Raw genomic sequence first — 21,902 nt, forward strand, 5'->3', positions numbered from 1 at the left:
ATTGGATATTAAGATAATCTGTTGATTTATCAGTCTATCTGTTTTTTTAATAAATATTAATCAGATGGATTAGTGCTAACCATTTCACAAAAAAATGTACATATTTGTACAATGGTGTTAGCTAATGGCAGCATATTTAAAAAACACAGCTACTTTTAAACGTCAGATTAAAGGAAGATTTTATAAAAATGATTTGAGGTTAAAATGCAGGAAGTCGGGTAAATGAATCGTGGACAGAAACAAAATATTTTATAGTTTTCTGTTTTGCGAAATTGTTAAATTTTAATTTTCTACTTCAATCCCATATTTATCCATTTTATACTTTAAAATTCTTCTGCTTATTCCTAAAATGTTGGCAGCTTTTGTTTGAACAAAATTAGCCTTTTTAAGAGCATTAAGAATTATTTCTTGTTCAAATTCCTGCCCTGCCTCGTCAAAAAGAATATTACCATCAAGGACTTCTTCTTTAAGTGTGTTGGCTTTTTGAATTATTAAAATATTAGGCGGTAAATCATCTTTTTCTATTGTATTATTATGTGTAAGGGCAACCATTCTCTCTATAACATTCTCAAGCTCTCTGACATTTCCGGGCCAGTTGTATGAAATCAAAACCTCAATCGCTTCCTCAGAAATTTTCTTTTTTTCTTTTTTTCCATCCGCAGAAACACGCGATAAAAAGTAATCTGCAAGAAGAGGAATATCTGCTTTTCTTTCTCTTAAAGGCGGAATAACTATAGGAACTACATTTATCCTGTAATATAGGTCTGAGCGAAACATTCCTTTTTCAACAGCCTTCTCCAGATCCTTGTTAGTAGCAGTAAGCAATCTGACATCAACTTTAACAGGTTTTGTTCCTCCAATCCTTACAAATTCTCTCTCCTGCAACACCCTTAAAAGCTTTGATTGAGTAGCTGTTGAAAGTTCTCCAATTTCATCAAGAAAAAGAGTTCCCTTATCAGCCATTTCAAATTTCCCTATCCTTTTCGCATAAGCATCAGTGAAAGCTCCCTTTTCAGACCCAAAAAGTTCACTCTCTATAAGAGTTTCAGGAATTGCAGCACAATTAATCGCTACAAAAGGGAATTCCTTTCTGTTACTGTTATAATGAATTGCTTTTGCAACTAATTCCTTTCCTGTACCGCTCTCACCCAATATTAAGACTGTTGATTTTGTGTCAGCGATTTGCTCAATCGTATGGAAAATCTCTCTGATAACCCCAGTATTTCCAATGATACTGCTGAAACTGTAGTCGCCTTGTCTTACTTCTTTTTTTTTCGTTGAACCATTTTCGCTCAGAGCCTTGCTGATTAAGAGCTTTATTTCATCAATATCAAAGGGTTTAGTAATGTAATCATAAGCTCCTAATTTCATCGCTGATACTGCTGTTTTAATTGTCTTAGTTGCAGTGAGCATTATAACTCTAACATTATCTCCTCTTTCCTTAATCTTCTTTAAAATCTCTATACCATCCTCTCCTGGCATAATGATATCAAGAAAAACCAGGTCAGGTTTTTGCTCTTTAATGGTCTTTAAAGCGGTGCTTCCGTTTCCTGCCATTAACACCTCGTACTCATTTTTCAGAATCATGCGTATTGATTCCCTGATGCTTAATTCATCATCAACAATGAGAATTATTTTTCCCTTCATCATATCTCCTTGTATGGGCCGCTTATTATAGGCAGTAGTATACTAACATCAATTCCGTTATTATTAAAAGTATTTATTGTCATTCTCCCGCAGCTATATTTTATTAATTGTTCTGCTAAGAATATTTCAATTCCCTTCATTTCTGAATAGTTATCTTTTATTTCCTGAGAGATCTCATCATCTTCTCTCTTTTTGGATTTTGCTTTTATATGGAGATCAACTGCGTCTTTGAAAATATTTTCAGCATCTATATCATTATTATGCTCTGCCTTTGCAGAAAATTTTATTTCTCCTCCTCCCTCTCCTGCTTCTTTAATTAACTTTGAAATTATGTTTTTGAAAACACACTCAAATTTATTGTTTTCCACACATATTTTAGACAAATCATTACTAATATCTTTATAAATAAATATTTTTCTTTTTTCAAATTCTTTACTGAATGACTTGATTGTCTTGTTTAAAATTGATGATAATGGCTCTCTTTTTCCTTTTACTGACAACACATTTTGATATTCCAGTATTCTCTCAACCAACGAATCAATTCTCTCTACATCCCGGCTTACTATTTTATAAAAATTCTCTCTGAAGTCTGGATCATTAAAATTCTCAGGAAATAAATTAGCAAAGGTTTTAATTGCAACCAGAGGGTTTTTAATTTCGTGTGCTAATTCAAGAATCAGATTGTCATTATAATTAGTTATACCGTGCGATTTTGCAATTTTGAAATTTACTGAATCTGTTTTTATACTATCTGATAATGAACTTTTCTCTATCATTGACTTTTTCTGAATATCTCCAAACAAAGGGGAGATTTCATCAGCAGAGATTACTTCATTCTCAGACAGCACTGCTGCCCTCAGCACTATATTTTCAAGTTCCATTAAGTTCAGTGGCCATAGGTAATTCTGGAATAATTCCATTGCATCCTGTGTAAAAGATTTCTTTATAATATTAAGATTTTTCATCCCTTCGCTGAGTATCATATTGACAATCAATGGAATTTCATCTTTTCTATCTCTCAATGGAGCAATGTTGATTGGAAAAAGGCTAATCTTATAAAACAGCTTTGGGTCAAACCTGTTTTGTCTCATTTCATAAAAAAGATTTTTTGATGTAGATGCAACTATCCTTCCATTAAATTTTTTAAACTTGCCATTTTCTGTTATAATTCCTCCGAGATCAAGAAACTCCGACAGTGCCATCTGTAGTTCGCAAGAAAGATCTTCTATTTTGTTAAAATATATTGTCCTGTATAAAGATTCTTCTTTCTGAAATCCAGATTCTGCTTCATCTTTAAAAATGCTTGTTAATTCCTTCAGATTTAAACTGCTGCAGTTTATATTAACAAATTTTCCTTTTCTTGAACTGCTGTAGTGAATTATTCGTGCTGCCAGTTCACGCCCTGTTCCTCCTTCACCGCTTATCAGGACTGACGCCTTAATTGGAGTTGCTTTTTTAAGCAACCGGATTACTTCATTCCCAAATTTTAATAAGTTTGAAGAAATAAGATATTTATCATCGGTTATATTCTCTTCTATCACTTTCTCCATGGAATTTTCCAGCCATCTTTTATTCATAAGAATTTCAATTTTATCTTTCAAATCAAATATTTCAGATGGAATTTTTAAGAATATTCTGTTTTTCCTTCCAAAAATACTCACTAAGTTATCTTCATTGTAATCAGCAAATAAAATAATGAATGGCAGGTCGTTGAATAAGGAATTTATTTCATACATGGAATTAATTTTTGTATCTGTGAGAGACCCGATTTCAAGAATAGCTACGTCTGCTTCTTCTTTTTTGGCAACTTCTTTAAAGTCTTTCAGAAAACTTCCTGAAATTAATTGGTATTCGTTTCCAAGAATTATTCTTATTGATTCTTTCAGGCTTTTGGAATCACTGCAAACTAATATTTTGTTTTTCATGTCGTTCAATTGCCCTTCTTCGTTCATAACGTCTCGGATTAACTGGTAAATTTATGAAAAATGAACTTCCTTTCCCTGTCTGGCTTTTAACATTAATTGTACCACGATGTTCCTGAACAATCTGATGACTTATTGAAAGGCCCAATCCTGTCCCAGTATGTTTGGTGGTGAAAAACGGTGTAAATATGTTTTCTATATCTTTTTCAGGAATTCCCTCCCCAGTATCACTGATTTCCACCTGAATTATATCAACCCTATCCTCATAATATCTTGTAGTAATAAATATTTCTCCACCTTCAGATGTTGCATGTATTGCATTCATAATGGTATTTAAGAATACCTGCTTCATCTGCTCTCTGTCCATCAATATTTTTGGAAGATCTGTATTATAGTTTTTATTAATTGATATGTTTTTCTTTTTTGCCTGATTATTAACTAGAAGAGCTATTTTTTCAATAACTTCATTGATATCCTCTTCATTAAGATTTGGCTTGGAAGGTTTTGCAAAATCAAGAAGTTCACTGAGCAGGCGGGATATCCTCTCCACTTCCTCAACAGTAAGGTTCAGAAAATTAGTCCTGAATTCCTTGTCATCGAATCTTTCAGGAAGAAGCTGCAAAAATGTTTTTATTGAAACAAGAGGGTTGCGTATTTCATGGGCAAGTCCTGCAGTCAAAGTTCCAAGAGAGGCAAGCCTGTCGGCTCTTTGCATATTTGTTTTTGACTTCTTTAAATTGTCGTACAATTTTGCGTTTTCAATAGCAACAGCGCTCTGGTGAGCCAAAATCATTAAAAGCTCTATATCTTTTCCTGAATACATTTCCCCGGACTCTTTCCTTCCAAGAGAAACAATACCGATTAATCGCTCCCTGATTATAAGAGGCAAAAACACTTCCGCCTCCATGTTTTTCATTGTATTCGCCACAGCAACAATCTTGCTGTCAGAGTAGTATTTCTCAATTTCCTCCTTTATTATAATGTCATTCCTTTCCTTAATCCAATTTGCGAAAAAGTTGTCCCTTGAGAAATAAGGGGAAATTAGCTCGTTGTCATAACCACAGGATTCTTCAATTTTAAAGACTCCTTTCTCATCATCAAGCAATATTATCGCTGCTTTTGTAATATTCATAGTTTTCACGAGACTTTCCAGTATCATTTTGAGAAGAGTTTTTAAATCGAGTATCCCGGCTATCATCTTTGTCAGCTTATAAACAGTATCTTCATAATTAAAATCCCCTTTAAAGAGAACTTCTTCGATACTCCTCTGAGTAACTCCTCTGTATCGCGGCAACACCCCTCCGATTAAAAAAGTCATAAATGTTGTTAATGTAGTAAAAAAATAATCAGTCTCTCCAAGAAAATGTTTTTCTCCAAACAGTATCAAAAAGTATGTTGGAATCAGTAACAAAGAAAATATCATGAAATCAATAAATCCTTTTTTTATCAGATAAGTGATATCCATTATTTTGAAATAAATCAGCGCATAGCTTATCAACGAAAGATAGAAAGAAGCAAAAGGCGCTGCAAATGGCAGGATTTTCAAGTCAAAAACAGGAAAAAAGGCAGTAAACCCTCCTGCAAAACCAAGAACTGATGCAATTGTTATGTATTTTATCCTTATCCGTTTGAAGCTTGATGTGATTGAATAGCATGACCTTGCCAATTCATAAATTATGTAGGATGCAAAAAAAACATATGTGAGGAAATAGACCGTATACAATTTTCCAGGATTTTCATAGAATCCGATTCCCTGCCTTAACTCCATTTTTTCAACAAGGATATTGGTAAAGCTGAGAATCAGCTCTGTTCCTCCAAGGAAATAGGCAAAAACAATCAGTTTTTTCTGTTCTCTTGTCTTATTTAAAAGCACAGATATGAAATGGAAGCTAATGGGAAGAATAAATATGGCTCCAACATATACAACCTTGCACCAGAGAAGAGCCTGTTTCTCATCAATGGAAACAGCAGTCATATATCTTCCAGCCTGCCATACAGTAAGTATTAAACAGATAATGCACCATAATCTGTTTTGAAGATTTTTTCTTCCTTTGAGGTAAACAAACACTGCTGAAGTTAATGTCAGGAAAATCCCAAAAAAGAAACCGAAAACATACCAGTTCATCTTACTGTCCTCTCAATAAATTCTTTTTCAGATAATTGGCAATCCTGCCCATTATCTGATTCCTCAGGATTAAGAGGGAGGCTGATAATAAAAGAACTCCCATTTCCTTCTTTGCTTTGCACATCTATTGTTCCTTTATGCTCCTGAATAATTTGATGACATATGGAAAGTCCAAGCCCTGTTCCGCCGTCTTTGGTTGTAAAAAACGGTGTAAAAATATTTTCAATATTTTTCTCTGAAATCCCTTTCCCTGTATCTTTTATCTCAATCTGAACAAATTTCTTTTCTCCTTCAAGAAATCTCGTTTCAATAAAAATTTCACCATTTTCATATGAAGCCTGAACTGCGTTCAAGATTACATTCAAAAAAACCTGTTTCATCTGCTCTTTATCAGCCATAACCTTTGGAAGTCCACTGACATACTGCTTGTGAATTACCAGATTCTTCTTCAGACCCTCATTCTCTGCAAGCATTATAACCTTTTCAAGCACATCATTTATGTCAATTTCCTTCAGTATTGGTTCTGAAGGCCTTGCAAACTCTAAAAGCTCAGTCAGTAAGCGGCATATCCTTTCAACCTCTTCGATAGTAAGATTCAAAAAATTATTTCTGAACTCGTTGTCATCAAACCTTTCAGGCAGGAGTTGTAAAAAGGTTTTTATTGAAACAAGCGGGTTCCGTATTTCATGAGCAAGTCCTGCAGTCAGGGTTCCGAGAGAAGCGAGTTTGTCAGCCCTTCTCATATGAATTTTGGATTTTCTCAACATATCATATAATCTTGCATTCTCTATTGCTACAGAAGCTTGATTTGCCAAAGCCTTAAGCATCTCAAACTCTCTGTAAGAGTATACTCCGCCGTTTTCTTTTTTATCCAGATTTATAACACCCACCAAACGATTATCATGAATAAGCGGCAGAGAAACTTCTGAATCCAACTCCATCATTTTTGTATTTATTAAATTCATCCTTGAGTCGTATGAAATCTCTTCTTCAACCTCTTCCCTTATAACTACTTCATTTTTCTCTTCCATCCATCTGGACAGAAAATCATCTTTCCGTAACAAAAGATTCTTAATTTCCCCGTTAAATCCGTGTGAGGCTCTTATTTCATATTTACTCTCATCACTGTCAAGCACAAGAATTGACACTTTTTTAACAGCAATTGTTTTTATTATTATATCAACTATATATTCCAGTAAGTCATCTATCTCCAGAACCTGTGTAACTGTTTTGCTCAGGTTATAAAAAACATTCTCGTTTGTCACCTCATCCTTGAAAAATATCTCTCTTCCTTTTCTATCAAGAAGAACTTTTACCCTTGGGAAAACAAATGCTGCAAAGACAAAAAGCAGGAAAAGAATTAATGAAAAACTGTAACTAAATACATCAAATGATACTTTTTCGCTTAGCAGAACTATCAGGAAACAGGGGACGAAAAAAAGTATAATTAAAAAAAAGTATGTTACACTCTTTTTTATGACAACAGTAATTGCCATCAAGCGATATTTAACTATGGCATAGCTAATGATAAAAACATAAATTGTAGATAAATGGGCTGCAATTGGTGGTGTTTTTAAATCAATAAGCGGGAAAAAGGATGTTGAAGCACTTACAAATCCAATTACGGATGCAAAAATAACATATCTTAACTGATTTTTTTTTAAAAGAAGAGTTGTTCTTTGGTGCTCTTTGATTAAAAGCCATACACCATAGATTGGAACCCAGTATACAAGGAAATGGATAAAATAAATCTTTCCAGGAACTTCATAGAAACCAAATGCAAAGTGGGAAATAACATCCTTAACAAACAACTTGCTAAAATTAAAGCCTACCAGTTCAACCAGTGCAAATCCATATCCAACAAAAAGTAGGGCTCTCTTTTCTCTGGCTTGTTCAACCAAAACAAGAAAAAAATGAAGCGTTAAAAAAGGAATGAAAATAGCCCCTAAATATAAAACTCTATTCCAAAAAAGAGCTTCATCCCTACCTATTGAAACACCAACCATACAACGGCCAAAATACCAGAGAGAAACACTAAAGCATTGTAAGCACCATATCTTATTAAGAAATAGTTTCCTGTTTCTCAGATAGACAAAGATTCCAAGTATAAAAGCAAAAATGCTTCCAGTAAAAAAACCTATGGCATACCAGTTCATTTTTTATCCTTCAAATCTCCTGAGAACAACCACAGAATTATAACCCCCAAAACCAAAAGAGGTTTTAACAATAGTTTTTATCTCCTTTTTACAACCCTTGTTGGGGACATAGTCCAAATCGCACTCCGGGTCTGGGATATGAAGATTTATGGTAGGATGAAGGAATTGATTCTCAAGCATTAGAAAACACGCAACAATTTCCATAGCACCACATCCGCCCATTGCATGACCTGTCATGGATTTTGTTGCTGTAACTGACAATCTGTAGGCATGTTTTCCAAATACGTTTTTTATCATCAGAGTCTCTGCCCTGTCATTTACGATTGTTCCGCTCCCATGAGCATTGATATGGTCAACCTCCCTTGGAGATATACCGGAATCTTTCAAAGCAATCTGGATCGCCCTTGAACCCTGAAGAGAATCCGGCAAAGGGGTCATAACATGATATGCATCGCAAGTTGCTCCATAACCTGTAATCTCACCGTAGATTTTTGCTTTTCTCTTTTTTGCATGCTCATACTCTTCAAGAATAATAATTCCTGCTCCTTCTCCAAAAACCAATCCATCTCTGTCCCTGCTGAACGGTCTATAGACAGTTGAGGGGTCTCCACTATGCTTAGAGAGAAGATTAACATTGGCAAAAGTAGCAATGGCAAAAGGGGTAACAGGTGTTTCTGAGCCTCCTGCAATTGCAACATCTACCCTTCCGTTTCTTATATACTCGAAAGCCTCCCCTACTGCTGAAGTTGATGAAGCGCACGCAGTTGTGATTGTCTGGGTTGGCCCTGTTATTCCATAACTTATCATTATCTGGCTTGCACAGGAACTTGGTATTATTGATGTGGCAAAAAATGGGTTTATTCTTTTATACCCTTTTTCAAGGAATATTGCATGTTGCCTCTCTCCTATTGCCAGCGCTCCAACGGATGTTCCTATTAAAACAGCTATTCTTTCTTTTCTTTCATTCTCTATGTCAATTTTTGAGTCTTCAAGCGCCATCTTTGTTGAAACAAGACCAAATTGAGCAAAACGGTCAATCCTTTTTGAAAGTTGAGGGGGAATATAATCAATGGGGTCAAAATCTGTAACTTCTCCGGCTACATGGCAGGGATAACTGGATGCATCAAAGCTGGTTATTTCTTTAATCCCTGATCTCCCCTCTTTTAAAGAATCCCAGAAATTTTTTTTTCCTATACCATTTGAAGCAACAACACCAATTCCTGTTACGACAACTCTTTTCTTTTTCATATCTTTGCTGTATCCTTTTAGGTTATTCTAAACCTCCTGAATAAGGGTGAATTCTTCTGTTGACCATATTTTGAAAAAATAAGTTTCTCTTCAGTAGGAAGATGGTAAGTTTATTTAATCTATAGAAAAGCCTATAGGCTATATTAGAAATCCGATAAAATTTTTGAAAAACTTCCCAAAATTTTTCCTCTAATTCATTTGGTTCCATGTTCTTCGGCTTGAAAACAACATTCGTGCCATCGTATTTTGAATAATCCTTGTGTAATATCCTCCCCTCTTCCAAAAATCTTTCAAATAATTTTGTTCCTGGCACAGGAGTTAATATCCATTGAACCATTAATGGGATTTTTTCCTTTGTTAAAAAATCTATTGTCTCATCCATTAATTCCTTTGTATCTCCATCAAAGCCAAAAATCATACTCGGGTTTGGTTGAATCCCGGCATCAGAGTATATTTTAAAAATTTTAGAATAATTTTCTATTCTATTGAAATTTTTCCTCACTGAGAGAAGGGATTCTTTTGAAATACTCTCTATTCCCAAAAATGCAAAGATACAACCAGATTTCCCTGCCAGAGTCACTAATTCCTCATCCATTGCAGCCAAAGAACTGAATTGCCCAAACCAATGTATCTTTAAAGAAATCAAAGCCTTGAAAAGCTCCTTTGCTCTTTCTGGCTGAGCAGCTATATTGTCATCAGTGAAAACAATAAAAGCCCCTTTAAATTTTTGTATCTCTTCTACTACTTCAGCAATAGGGCGGAATCTCATTTTTTTGCCAAAGTAATTACTAACACAACAAAAATCGCAATCATGGAAGCAACCTCTTGCCGTTTCTATGGGAATTCTGGGCCATTTACTCGTTTTAAATAAAAATCCTGGTTTAAGATATTTATCCAATGGCAATAAATTAAAACAAGGAGTGGGAAGCTTTTCTAAAGATGGTGTACCATTAGGAAAATATATCTTTTCAAGCTCTCCTTTTTTAAAATCATCTAAAACCTTCCACCATATATTCTCGCTTTCTCCGACAACAACACTATCTACATGAGGTAGAACCTCTTCAATTAAATAGCTTGGAGCTGGTCCCCCAAGGATAACCTTAGTACCTCTCTTCTTATATTCCTCAGCTATCTGTAATGCTCTTGGTAGTTGTGTTATTAAACTTGTAATCCCAACCAAATCTACTGGTTCATCAAAATTTATATCCTCAAGGGTTTCATCAATAATGGAAACACTAAAATCAGAAGGAGTTAAAGCTGCTATATAAGGTAGAGTACGACTGGGAACAAAGGATTTTTCAAATTTCCTTATTTTACCATTCACTAATTGAGATGGTTGAATTAATTTCAATTTATAATTCTTCACATTCAATTGCATACCAAACTGCGCCTTTTTTTGAATGGGATAAATGCATTAATCTCATTCTTATATCTTACATATTCCTCTCCAAACTTTTTCTCAAAAGTTTTTTCTTCATAATAAGTTCTTAAGAATATCAAAGGAGAATAGATAAATACTGATACTAAAAATGAATAGTAAGCATTAGCTACTAATGGGAATCCTAATACCTCCAACAGCACACTAAGATAATACGGGTTCCTCACATATTTATAGGGACCCTCTATTATCAGTTTATGATTTTCTCTAATCTCTATATGAACACTATGGAGCTTCCCAAGAGTCCTGATAGTCCAATTTCTTCCAATTAGTCCCAAAGAAAACATAAAAAGACCAATTATTGTTATAAAAAAAATTATTTCTGGTTTCTTTGTGAAATATTCCACGAACACGCTTATAAATATTAATATATGAACAATCAGGAGTGTTCTAAATGTCCATCGAGCTTCAATTATTCCATCCTCCTTCTCTCGCCAGCAATAGAGCTCAAAGAGACGCTCAATGCACATAAAAATCATAAATATTAAAAAAAATATTTTGAAAAACATACTTCTTGCAGCAACTAAGGATTAAATCAATAAAGGTCTCATTCTCTTCTTTATTCCTTTTCGTATAATAAAATTTATTAAACCGAGAAGATAAAGACACTTAAAGGGAGTAGAGCAAATGGGATTCAAAGCTGCAATGTAAGTCATGGCTAAAGTCGGCATTAGCGCCTTCTTATAAACCTTTCCCTTTTCATCCAGATGAGATGGCTGAATTAAAAGTAATTTCATAGGAGATAAAATTCTCTTTAATTAAAAACTTACTTATTTCTATAAGAAAAATATTTGATTTTTATATCAGAAAAAATGCTCAGAGTCAAGAAATTTGGCTCTTGTTTTAAATTCCTTGACATATAATTTAAGATTGATTAGTTTTAAACCCATCATGAAAAAATTCCTCCTGATTCTCCTTGGTGCCTGTTTTCTCCTTTCCCTTTCCGCTAATGAAGCAGATTCCAGAATTTCAAGATTTACGATATCAGGCATTGTAAAAAAAACAGGTACAGGAAAGAGATTAAAAGATGTCTCTATAGGGCTTTCAGGTACTACCTCTCAAGGAGAAGTCACCAGGACATCAAAGACTAACAGATTGGGAAAATACAGTTTCACAAAACTCTTAGCCGGGACATATACAATAATTCCCTCTTTTCCAGGATATGTCTTTGACCCTAATAGCCAGCAGATAACCATAGCAAAGAGGAATAAAACCGCAAACTTTAAAGCAACCCCTGGCGAGGAGATAACTATAGAAGATATCTATAAGGTTGCTTTGAAAAAACCGGCAAAAATTTCCTTAAAGATTTTAAATACTTCAGCTGACCTTGACCTCTATCTCCTTGACCCGCTAACTGGTGAAAAGCTTGCTGTTTCTGATTCAGCCTTTCCTGGTCAGGAGAAGTCAATAACTGTTAATGACCTTGGGACTTATATAATTGGTGTTGATGCAAAGGATTTAGAATCAAATTATATCCTCACCATAGATTCTTTTTCTACAGGCAGTAATTTTATAAACAGGAAGGTTCTTTCAAATTCCAGTAAATCTGCCACCTCTTCCAGCATAGATTTTGGAGTTCCTGTTTCAGGGTCTCTGGATTTATCTGATGACTATTTTGATGATTCTACCCTCTATGATCAATACTTTTTTACCGGGCAAGCTAACCAGTCTGTTGATATACGGATGAGTTCAGCAGAAATAGACAGCTATCTCTATTTAATCTATTCTGGTATTTTCGAAGATACCATAATAGCAGAGGATGATGATAGCGGCGGCGGCAATGATGCAAGGATTTCAGGAGAGCTTCCCTACAGTGGCACTTATAGCATAATTGCAAACAGCCGCTTTGTTCTGGAAACCGGCTCCTATACATTGACTCTGGAAGAATTTAACCCGAATGCAACAGGCTCTATTTCCGGAAAGCTGATTGTAGAGGATTATATCAGTTTAACTGAGGAGGAAAACAATGAAGATAATCTTTCTGGAGCCTTTAATATCCTCTACTTCCCTGTAAAAATCTTTGGCGCCTCAGAAGACGGAGACCCAGGCACAACCATTACGATTCCCAAAACTGTTTCCAAAAAAAGAAAAAAGGCGACTGCTGACTTTGTCCCTGGCGAGGTCGTTGTTAAATTTAAAAATGGGAAAACCCCTTCTGCCTCAAAGAAGGTTTTGCAGTTTAACCTGAAAAAGAAAGGCGAAAGCTATAACGGCCCCCTGCTTTTTGAGATAAGTGAGTTAAAGGAATTCAAAAAATCCCTGTCTGAAAAAGGAAGCCTCGCGAAAAAGAAAGCAGTAGATTCTTTAAAAGCGCAGACTTTAAGAGTAATTGAAAAACTAAATCAGGACCCTGATGTGCTCTATGCAGAGCCAAATTATATCTATTATCCTGCAAAAACCCCTAATGATACCTATTACAAATATCAGTGGCACTATCCCCTGATAAACCTGCCTGAGACCTGGGACATAACAACAGGAAATTCAAGTGTAACAGTGGCAGTCATTGACACAGGAGTCCTTCTTAACCATCCTGATTTAAAAACGCGGCTTACCAGTGATGGCTATGATTTTATAAGCGATGCAGGAAATGCCCTTGATGAAGACGGAATAGATTCAAATGCTGATGACCCTGGAGATGACCCGGCAAAGGTCCACTCAAGCTTTCACGGAAGCCATGTAGCTGGCACAATCGGAGCACTCACGGATAACAGCACCGGTGTTGCCGGAGTTGACTGGAATTGCAAGATAATGCCAATAAGGGTCCTGGGAAAAGAGGGCGGAACAAATTTTGACATCACCCAGGCAATCCTCTATGCAGCACGCCTTGAAAATTCTTCAAAAAACTTCCCAAGCAAAAAAGCAGATGTAATAAACATGAGCCTTGGCGGCCCAGGCTCTGCCCAGTCTCAGCAGGATGCAATAACCAAAGCCATAAATGCTGGAGTCACAATAGTAGCTGCATCCGGAAACTCAAATAAAGATTCCCAAAGCGAACCTTTTTATCCTGCATCCTATGATGGAGTAATCTCAGTGGGTGCTGTGGACTTAAATGCAGAAAAAGCCCCTTATTCTAATTATGGCACAAGGATTGATATCTTGGCACCAGGGGGTGATACATCTTCTGATAAAAACGGAGATGGCTATCAGGACGGAGTCCTATCAACCTTAAAAAGTGAGGAAAGCAACGAGTTCAATTATGTCTTTTACCAGGGCACATCCATGGCATCTCCTCATGTTGCCGGTATTATTGCCCTGATTCAGGGTGCAAGGGTTTCAAAGGAATTGCCTCTTCTTTCTCCTTCTGAGATTAAAAACATACTCATAAATACATCATCAGGGGTTTCCTCATCAACAAAAGCAAAATTCCCAAATGCAGGATTGATTAATCCAAAGAATGCAGTGCTTTCAGCCATTGAGACATCAAGCGGAGTAGGGCCAAAGCTTGCTGTGTCAACAAAATCCCTTAATTTTGGAACAGAAGAAACAAGTTTGACTGTCCTGGTTGAAAATGGCGGCGGAGAGACGCTTAGCCTGACTCAAGTCACTTCTTCTGATTCCTGGCTTTCAGCCTCTCCGGAATCAGGGGATGCCCCTCTTATCCTTACAGTCACAGTAGACAGGACAGGGCTTTCTCCAGGAGGATATGAAGGAACAATAGATATAGCTTCAAACGGAGGAAACGCAGAAATTAATGTCTCTATGCAGGTTCAAGGCGAAGACGAACCCACACCAGGCAAAAGGGATATTGGCGAGGTCTTTGTGCTGGTAGTTGACAAGAATACTTTTGAAACCGTTGCCCAGGCTGAAACGAATGTGACTAATAATTTTTCATATAATGTAATATCAATCCCTGAGGGTGAATATTATATAATTGCAGGCACAGACAGGGACAATAATGATATAATCTGCGAGGATGAGGATGCCTGCGGAATCTTTCCCCTTTTCTCAGAGCCCGACCTTGTTAAGATTGAGGCTGACAAAGAATCAAGCGGCATTGATTTTCCTGTCAGTGAATTAAGCTTCATAACAGGGAAAAATCTGCCAAAAAAGGGTTTCATGAAGCTAAAGAAAAAACCCAAGGCGATGCAATGAAAAGGAAATCAATTTTTTTTTGCTGATTGCTCTTTTTGCCTGCCATCTGCCTACCCAGAACCCAAAAGCCACATCTCTTAATTTTCCTTTAACGGTTTTAGATAAAGGGACTTATTCAGGCTTTACAGAAAAAGAGCTTTCATTCATGGTCATTAAGGAGAAACAAGAATTTTTAAAAGTTTTCTCAATGCTTCATTCCATTGAAATTCTTTCGCCCCCTCCGCCGCCAGTAGATTTTAAAGAAAAGATAGTAATTGTGCTCCTTTTTGGGCAAAAGCCAACAGGAGGCTTTTCAATCGATTTTGGAAGGACCTATCTCTCTCCTGAAGGCGCCCTTTCAATTGAGGTAAAATTAAAAGAACCCTCTCCCTCGTCAATTCTCACCCAAGCCCTAACCAGCCCTTATGCAATTGCAAAGATTCAAAAAAAGGGGATAAAAGTTATAAGGTTTATTGATGAGAAAAATAATATCCTGAAAGAGCTTCCTCTTTTAAACTCTTAACCCTTCTTTTCTCCTGCAATAAATCCTGTGCGACTAAGGATTTCTCCCCTCTAAGAAAAAATGGAAGTTGTCCCCTTTTATCACATTTGGAAAACGCACCCTACTTTAGGATATGGTTAGATGTAGGGCATGGTTCCCAACCGTGCCGTAATATTCGGTGCATTTGGGGAATGCACCCTTCTATTTAATCCCCAGCACACCTATCATATCAAATAGCCCGTTTTTTTTGCTCGCAACAAACTTTGCAGCTCTTACAGCACCTCTTGCAAATGTCTCTCTGCTATGGGCTCTGTGGGTTATTTCAATTCTTTCTCCATGAGCAGAAAAAAGAACAGTATGGTCACCTACAATATCTCCAGCCCTGATGCTGTGAATCCCTATCTCTTCCTTTTTCCTTTCACCAACAATCCCTTTCCTTCCGTAAACACCATCTCTATCAAGGTCTCTTCCAAGGCTTTCTGCGATTATCTCGGCAATTTTCAGAGCAGTTCCGCTCGGAGCATCTTTCTTAAATCTGTGGTGGGCTTCATAAATTTCTATGTCATATTCATCTCCAAGAACTTTTGATATTTTCTTAACCAGGTCAAATACAAGATTTACGCCAACGCTCATATTAGGGGAAAGAACTATTGGAATTGATTTGGCTGCTTCTGAAATCTTTTTCTTCTGTTCTGCTATCAAACCTGTCGTTCCAATCACTATTGCCTTTTTGTTTTTTCTGCAAACTTCAAGATTTGAAATTGTTGCTTGGGGAAAAGTGAAATCTATGACCACATCACATGAATCTATTATTTCACTGATATCATCTGATATTTTAATCTTATAACCTTTTTCCGGTTCAATTTCCTTTCCTATGCACTTGTGCCCTTTTACTTCAGTTCCTCCAACAACTTTAATCCCGTCGCTTTCAAGGATAGCATCCCGTATCATCTTCCCCATCCTTCCGCAGGCACCTGTTATGATTGTTTTAACCATAGTTTACTCCTTGATTCTTTTATCCCATCAACAATCTTTCTCATGTCATTGCGAGCGTCAGCGAAGCAATCTCCTTCAAAAGCGAAATGCTGATAAGATGACAAGCTACCAAATGAGATTGCTTCGTCGCCTGCCTGCGGTAGGCAAGCTTTGCTCCTCGCAATGACATCAATGTAAATATTCAAATAAAAACAAAAATTATATTAGCTGAAATTTTTTCATCACGCTTTGCAGCTTTTTCCTGTTCACCTCGCTCATTTTACAAAGCGGTAGCCTTATTTCATCTGTAGTCATTCCCATCATATGAAGTGCAGCCTTTACAGGAACAGGGTTTGTCTCGTAAAACATTGCAGAAACAAGGGGTGAAAGCCTGTAGTGAAACCTCTTTGCCTCTTTCATATTCCCCTTTTCAAACTCCTCAATCAGGTTTGCAACATCAAGCGGAGCAACATTTGCAACAACAGATATTACTCCCTTGCCACCAATCGCAAGAATCGGAAGGAGAAGATTATCATCTCCTGAAATTAAGTCAAATTCCTTACCGCACAGGGAAATTACATCGGACATTTGAGTGAGTGAACCAGAAGCCTCTTTTATCCCAACAATGTTTTTTATCTCAGCAAGCCTTGCAACAGTTTCAGGCAGCATATTTACTCCGGTTCTTGAAGGGATGTTGTAGAGAATCAGCGGGATATCAACATCCTCTGCAATTGCCTTAAAATGCTGGTACAAGCCTTCCTGTGTTGGCCTGTTATAATAAGGACAAATCAAAAGTGCTCCGTCAGCTCCTGCTTTTTGAGCATGCTTTGTAAGTCTTATTGCCTCTTTTGTTGAATTTGAACCTGTGCCTGCAATTACCGGCACTTTTTTTCTTGCAGCTTCAATCGCAACATCCACAACCCTCTGGTGCTCGTCAAATGACAGGGTCGCAGATTCTCCTGTTGTCCCACATGGAACTATTGCACTGGTCTTATTCTCAATCTGAAAATCAATGAGCTTTCTGAAACTCTTCTCATCAACCTTATCATTCTTAAAAGGTGTAACAATTGCAACCATTGAACCGGAAAACATTTCATTTCTCCTTTGATAAATAGTAAGGATTCAAGGGGTCGAGGGTTCAAGGATTCAAGTGAAAAATAAAAATGCAAAACTAAGACTTAGGTATTCGCTTTGCACTTTAAGTTTTTAATTTCTTACACTTGACCCCTCGAATCCTCTAGCCCTTGACCCCTATTCATTAATACTTCCACGCCTCCTCTTGCATCACTCCGTTACAAACTACCCTTGCTTCTCCTTCAAGACAGACATTTGAAAAATCATTTCTATCTTTATCAAAATATATTCTTAAACTCTCCCCGCTTTTTGGATAGACAGTTACAGGTGATTTGACTTTTCCGAGATACGACGACACAAGAGCAGAAGCTACTGCCCCTGTACCGCAGGCAAGGGTTTCTCCCTCTACTCCTCTTTCATATGTTCTTATTCTCAGGCAGCTTCCTTTCCCTATCTTTATGAAATTAACATTTGTGCCTGCAGGAGAGAATTTTTTATGATACCTTATTTCTCTGCCAATTTCATCAACCTTAAGAGTGTCAAGGTTGTCAACAAAATGAACGACATGGGGAACACCTGAGTTTACGAAGTTCACTTCTCTTTCTTTTCCTGAGATTTTCAGTTTTATTCCGCTCCTGAGTCCCTTTGGCTGAGTCAATCTAATTTTCACTCTCTCTCCCTTGATATCTGCCCTTATAATCCCGGCACCTGTCTCAAAGTTTAAGTTTTTACTTGCAATTTTATTAATGAAGGCAAACCTTGCGGCACACCTTCCGCCATTGCCACACATTTCAGCTTCAGAACCGTCAGAATTATAAAACCTCCATTTAAAATCAGCTTTTGATGAATTCTCAATAAAGATTATCCCGTCTGCTCCAATTGAAAATCTTCTCGCGCATATTTTACCAATGAATTGTCTCAGGTTTTTAATCCTTAAAAGCTTCTTTCTATTGTCAATGATTATGAAATCATTCCCGCTTCCAACCATTTTTGTGAACTTTATCTCTTTCACCGGTAAAGACCTCATTATTGTTCCATCCTATTTATCTACATTCTTGGTATACTTTCCCCTCTAATTAAATCCTCATAGCTCTCCCTTTTCCTCGTTACATAAACTTCTTTTCCTCTTACAATCACTTCAGCGACCCTGCGCCTTGAGTTATAATTTGATGACATTGCAAACCCATAAGCCCCTGCACTCATAACAGCAACAAGGTCTCCCTGTTTTAGTTCCTGTAACTTTCTCTTTTTAGCAAGAAAATCCCCTGATTCGCAGATAGGACCAACAATATCAACAATAATGCTCTTTGCCCTCTTCCTTTTTGAAACAGGTAAAATCTCCTGATAAGAACCGTACAAGCTTGGCCTGATTAAATCATTCATCCCTGCATCAACAATCACAAATGTCTTGTTCTCGTTTTTTTTGACATACAATACTCTTGAAACAAGAATCCCCGCGTTTCCGACAATTACCCTTCCGGGCTCAAAAACAACAGTGCATCCAAGATCTTTAAGAACCGGAATAATTGCTTTAGCAAGTTCCTTCGGATGAGGCGGCTTTTCGTCCTTGTATGTTATCCCGAGTCCGCCTCCAATATCAAAATATCTGATATTTATTCCTTCTCTTCTCAAATTTATGATGAAATTTTTAACTCTCTTAATTGCATCAAGGAATGGTGTTATCTTTGTTATCTGGGAACCAATGTGCTCATGTACACCAGCGACATCAAGATTCTTCATAGAACTTGCTTTTTTAAATTCTTCCATTGCCTTCTTTATGTTAATCCCGAATTTGTTTTCCTTAAGTCCTGTTGATATGTAAGGATGAGTTATTGGGTCTACATCAGGGTTTACCCTGAAAGCAATCCTTGCTTTTTTCCCAAGCCTTCCTGCAACCCTGTTTATGCTTTCTGCCTCCTGAGGAGATTCAACATTGAACATAAGAATATTGCTTTTAAGCGCATACTCAATTTCAGCTTCTGTTTTCCCAGGACCTGCATATGTGATTTTCTGAGGGTCAAATCCTGCTTTCAATGCTCTGTACAGTTCTCCGCCTGACATTATATCAGCACCCCCGCCAAGCTTTGAAAAGAGTGAAAGCACAGCAAGGTTTGAATTGGCTTTGAGGGAGTAACAGGTTATGTGCGGGATTTCTGAAAAAGCGTTATCAAACACTCTGAAATGTTTTTCCAGTGTATTAAAACTATAAAGATAAAATGGCGTTCCAACCTTCTCTGCAATCTTCTTTACTGATACCTCTTCACACAGAAGCTGTTCTTTCTTGTATTGGAATAAATGCATCTTTTACCTCACTCTGCTATGCTGCTCTCTTCTTTTGAAAAGGAGCTTTCATTGGAATTTTTTGAATCATCAACTGCAGTTACAGCATAGAAATATTTAATTCCCCGCTTGACTGAAACATCATCAAAGAACTCTTCCCTTATGATCTCTTGGTTAAGAAGCTTATATCCCTCTCCTGGAGTTGTGCTTCGATAGACTTTGTATCCTGCAAGGTCAGGTTCGACATTTTTATCCCAAGTTAAGCTTATTCGCTCTATTCCTCCAATTACAGTTAAGTTACCCGGAGGCTCTGGCGGAATCAAATCTTTGTTTTGAATAACTAAAATACTGGAATCAGCGCTTTCATGCCAGGGAGGATAATAATTGTCAACGACTCTGACAAAATAGGAATAGACCTCATCCCGTTCAATGTCTATGTCTGTATACTTTTCATTTTTAATAAGACCATTATTAATTGCTCTGAAAACTTTGTTTTTTTGAGACTTCCTGTAAACATTGTAACCGGCAATGTTTTTAACAGGTTTCCCTTGAATATCAACAGAAGGAGGTTCCCATTGAAGCGCTACGTAATTCTCATTGATTTCAGCTTTTAAATTTCTTGGAGGCTCAGGTTCAATCGAGAAAAAGACATCAACTGTATCTGAGATTGCATAAAGCTTGTCATCCCTGTCAAAACATGCCACTATATAATGGTACCATTTATCTCTCTCAAGTTTTCTTTTGTCATCAAACCTCATTTCCTGAAAAATGTCCTCGTTTCTGTAGATTTGAAGAGTTCCTATTCTGCTAAAACCTTCTCTTTTTTCAGCTTCCTTCTCTTCATCTCCAGAAAGTCTGTAGACTTTAAACTCCTTTAGCTCAGCCACTGCCTGGTTCTCATCCTTTCTTTTTGGCATCTTCCAGCTAAGACTTACCACTCCCTCCTGAGCCAGAACATTTATCTCTTTAATCTGAAGCGGCTCTGCTTCTTGGGGAACAGCAGGTAGACCCTTTTTGCCGCACCCAGAGAAGACACAAAACATCAGAACCAGAACAGGCAAGATTACAAAATATTTTTTAATTTTTTCTTCGCCTCCTTTATCATTCCGGCAACATTTTTTCCCGCTGTACCACCGTAAGATTTTTTGCTGTTCACAGAATACTCAACCCTTGCAAATTCTGACACATCTTCATCAAATCCTTTATGAAAATTTTTAAACTCTGAAAGAGTAAGGTCATTGAATGTCTTTCCCTTATCGATGCAGTATCTTACAAGTCTTCCTATTGTCTCGTGTGATTCCCTGAAAGGAATCCCTTTATTCACAAGATAATCTGATAAGTCAGTAGCAGTAAGAAACCCCGCAGAGAAAGATTCTTTAATTTTCTCTTCATTCACTTTTAAGTTTGACATCAGCTCCTTTAACAACAGCAAAGAATTTCCTGCTGTGTCAACTGAATCAAAAAGAGCTTCCTTATCTTCCTGAAGGTCACGGTTATAAGAAAGCGGAAGAGATTTCATTATCGTAAGCATTGCCATAAGATTTCCGTAGACCCTTCCTGTTTTCCCCCTGACAAGTTCAGGAATATCAGGATTTTTCTTCTGAGGCATCATACTGCTTCCTGTGCAAAAAGCATCTGATATCTCTATGAAACAAAACTCTGCTGAAGACCATAAAATCAATTCCTCGCACAGTCTGCTCAGATGCATCATTAATATAGAAGAAAAGGAAAGGTAATCCAGAATAAAATCCCTGTCGCTCACAGTATCAAGACTGTTTTTTGTAACTTTTGAAAATTTTAAAACCTTCGCAACATATTTCCTGTCTATTGGCAGAGAAGTGCCGGCTAAAGCCCCTGCCCCCAAAGGAAGAGTATCTGTCTGCTTGTAACAGAATGTTAACCTTTCCATATCCCTTGAAAGCATTTCATAATATGCCATTAAATGATGAGAAAGAAGAACCGGCTGCGCCTGCTGAAGATGTGTGTATCCAGGCATTATGCAGCCAAGATTCTTTTCAGCAAGTTCAACAATTGCTCTCTGGAGTTCTTTTAATGCTATTTCTGTCCGTTTTATCTCCTCCCTTAAAAACAGCCTTACATCAAGGGCTATTTGGTCATTTCTGCTTCTTGCCGTATGGAGTTTTCCCCCAACACTGCCTGTTTTTTCAATCAGTCTCTTTTCTATGTTCATGTGAATATCTTCAAGATTTTCCCTGAAAGGAAATTTACCTCCCTCAATCTCTTTTAAAATCTCACCTAACCCTTTTATTATCCTGTCTGCTTCACTCTTTTTAATGATTTTGCATTTTGCAAGCATCAAGCAGTGGGCAATGCTTCCTTCTATATCATATTTGTAAAGCCGTTTGTCAAAATGCAAAGAACATGTAAATTTCTCCACTGCTTTTGAAGTGGATTCAGTAAACCTTCCCCCCCATAATTTTGCTTTTTTGTTTGCCATATTATT

The 21,902-nt window shown here is 36.9% G+C and carries 17 protein-coding genes; 2 read left to right on the top strand and 15 right to left on the bottom strand.

The features are described from left to right. Nucleotides 1-282: 282 nt before the first annotated feature. The 8 genes from A3H37_03100 to A3H37_03135 are packed head-to-tail and all read right to left on the bottom strand — an operon-like array spanning nt 283 to nt 11,273. Nucleotides 283-1,647: a hypothetical protein gene (locus A3H37_03100; GenBank protein OGL50812.1), complete on the bottom strand. Its 1,365-nt coding sequence runs from the start codon at nt 1,645-1,647 to the stop codon at nt 283-285. Continuing rightward, nucleotides 1,647-3,572: a hypothetical protein gene (locus tag A3H37_03105; protein ID OGL50813.1), complete on the bottom strand. Its 1,926-nt coding sequence runs from the start codon at nt 3,570-3,572 to the stop codon at nt 1,647-1,649. Before A3H37_03105 ends, A3H37_03100 begins: the two co-directional genes overlap by 1 nt. Next, nucleotides 3,544-5,694 carry a hypothetical protein gene (locus tag A3H37_03110; GenBank protein OGL50814.1) on the bottom strand — a complete coding sequence of 717 codons (2,151 nt, stop codon included), beginning with the start codon at nt 5,692-5,694 and terminating at the stop codon, nt 3,544-3,546. The genes A3H37_03105 and A3H37_03110 overlap by 29 nt, the downstream gene beginning before the upstream one ends. Further along, nucleotides 5,691-7,850 carry a hypothetical protein gene (locus tag A3H37_03115; GenBank protein OGL50815.1) on the bottom strand — a complete coding sequence of 720 codons (2,160 nt, stop codon included), beginning with the start codon at nt 7,848-7,850 and terminating at the stop codon, nt 5,691-5,693. The genes A3H37_03110 and A3H37_03115 overlap by 4 nt, the downstream gene beginning before the upstream one ends. Before the next feature lie 3 nt (nt 7,851-7,853). Beyond that, entirely contained in the window at nt 7,854-9,098 is a 1,245-nt protein-coding gene (locus tag A3H37_03120) for a beta-ketoacyl-[acyl-carrier-protein] synthase II (GenBank protein OGL50816.1), read from the bottom strand. Between the two features lie 22 nt (nt 9,099-9,120). Then, nucleotides 9,121-10,476, bottom strand: coding sequence for a hypothetical protein (locus A3H37_03125; protein OGL50817.1), 1,356 nt, complete (start codon nt 10,474-10,476; stop codon nt 9,121-9,123). Continuing rightward, complete coding sequence (locus tag A3H37_03130) at nt 10,467-11,045, bottom strand: hypothetical protein (GenBank protein ID OGL50818.1); 579 nt, start codon at nt 11,043-11,045, stop codon at nt 10,467-10,469. The genes A3H37_03125 and A3H37_03130 overlap by 10 nt, the downstream gene beginning before the upstream one ends. 21 nt (nt 11,046-11,066) lie before the next feature. Next, nucleotides 11,067-11,273, bottom strand: coding sequence for a hypothetical protein (locus A3H37_03135; GenBank protein ID OGL50819.1), 207 nt, complete (start codon nt 11,271-11,273; stop codon nt 11,067-11,069). A gap of 154 nt (nt 11,274-11,427) precedes the next feature. Here A3H37_03135 and A3H37_03140 point away from each other — a divergent pair, with 154 nt between their 5' ends. Both A3H37_03140 and A3H37_03145 read left to right on the top strand, forming a co-directional pair. Further along, on the top strand, nt 11,428-14,628 hold the full coding sequence (locus A3H37_03140) for a hypothetical protein (protein ID OGL50820.1): 3,201 nt from the start codon (nt 11,428-11,430) through the stop codon (nt 14,626-14,628). 19 nt (nt 14,629-14,647) lie between these two features. After that, entirely contained in the window at nt 14,648-15,130 is a 483-nt protein-coding gene (locus A3H37_03145; protein OGL50821.1) for a hypothetical protein, read from the top strand. Between the two features lie 180 nt (nt 15,131-15,310). Here A3H37_03145 and A3H37_03150 read toward each other — a convergent pair whose 3' ends face one another. From A3H37_03150 to A3H37_03180, 7 genes are all read right to left on the bottom strand, one after another. Further along, the gene (locus A3H37_03150; protein OGL50822.1) at nt 15,311-16,105 is read right to left on the bottom strand and encodes a 4-hydroxy-tetrahydrodipicolinate reductase; all 795 of its coding nucleotides are present in this window, start codon (nt 16,103-16,105) and stop codon (nt 15,311-15,313) included. Further along, nucleotides 16,087-16,290, bottom strand: coding sequence for a hypothetical protein (locus A3H37_03155; GenBank protein OGL50823.1), 204 nt, complete (start codon nt 16,288-16,290; stop codon nt 16,087-16,089). The genes A3H37_03150 and A3H37_03155 overlap by 19 nt, the downstream gene beginning before the upstream one ends. 13 nt (nt 16,291-16,303) lie before the next feature. Next, nucleotides 16,304-17,176 (bottom strand): 4-hydroxy-tetrahydrodipicolinate synthase, encoded by an 873-nt coding sequence (locus tag A3H37_03160; protein OGL50824.1) that lies wholly within the window; start codon nt 17,174-17,176, stop codon nt 16,304-16,306. A gap of 166 nt (nt 17,177-17,342) precedes the next feature. Beyond that, complete coding sequence (locus tag A3H37_03165) at nt 17,343-18,185, bottom strand: diaminopimelate epimerase (GenBank protein OGL50825.1); 843 nt, start codon at nt 18,183-18,185, stop codon at nt 17,343-17,345. Between the two features lie 20 nt (nt 18,186-18,205). Then, nucleotides 18,206-19,459: a diaminopimelate decarboxylase gene (locus tag A3H37_03170; GenBank protein ID OGL50826.1), complete on the bottom strand. Its 1,254-nt coding sequence runs from the start codon at nt 19,457-19,459 to the stop codon at nt 18,206-18,208. Nucleotides 19,460-19,467: 8 nt separating this feature from the next. After that, nucleotides 19,468-20,499 carry a hypothetical protein gene (locus A3H37_03175; GenBank protein ID OGL50827.1) on the bottom strand — a complete coding sequence of 344 codons (1,032 nt, stop codon included), beginning with the start codon at nt 20,497-20,499 and terminating at the stop codon, nt 19,468-19,470. Between the two features lie 2 nt (nt 20,500-20,501). Then, nucleotides 20,502-21,896 carry an argininosuccinate lyase gene (locus A3H37_03180; protein OGL50828.1) on the bottom strand — a complete coding sequence of 465 codons (1,395 nt, stop codon included), beginning with the start codon at nt 21,894-21,896 and terminating at the stop codon, nt 20,502-20,504. Between the last annotated feature and the right edge of the window lie 6 nt (nt 21,897-21,902).

This window comes from Candidatus Schekmanbacteria bacterium RIFCSPLOWO2_02_FULL_38_14 (genome assembly GCA_001790855.1).
Classification (GTDB): domain Bacteria; phylum Schekmanbacteria; class GWA2-38-11; order GWA2-38-11; family GWA2-38-11; genus 2-02-FULL-38-14-A.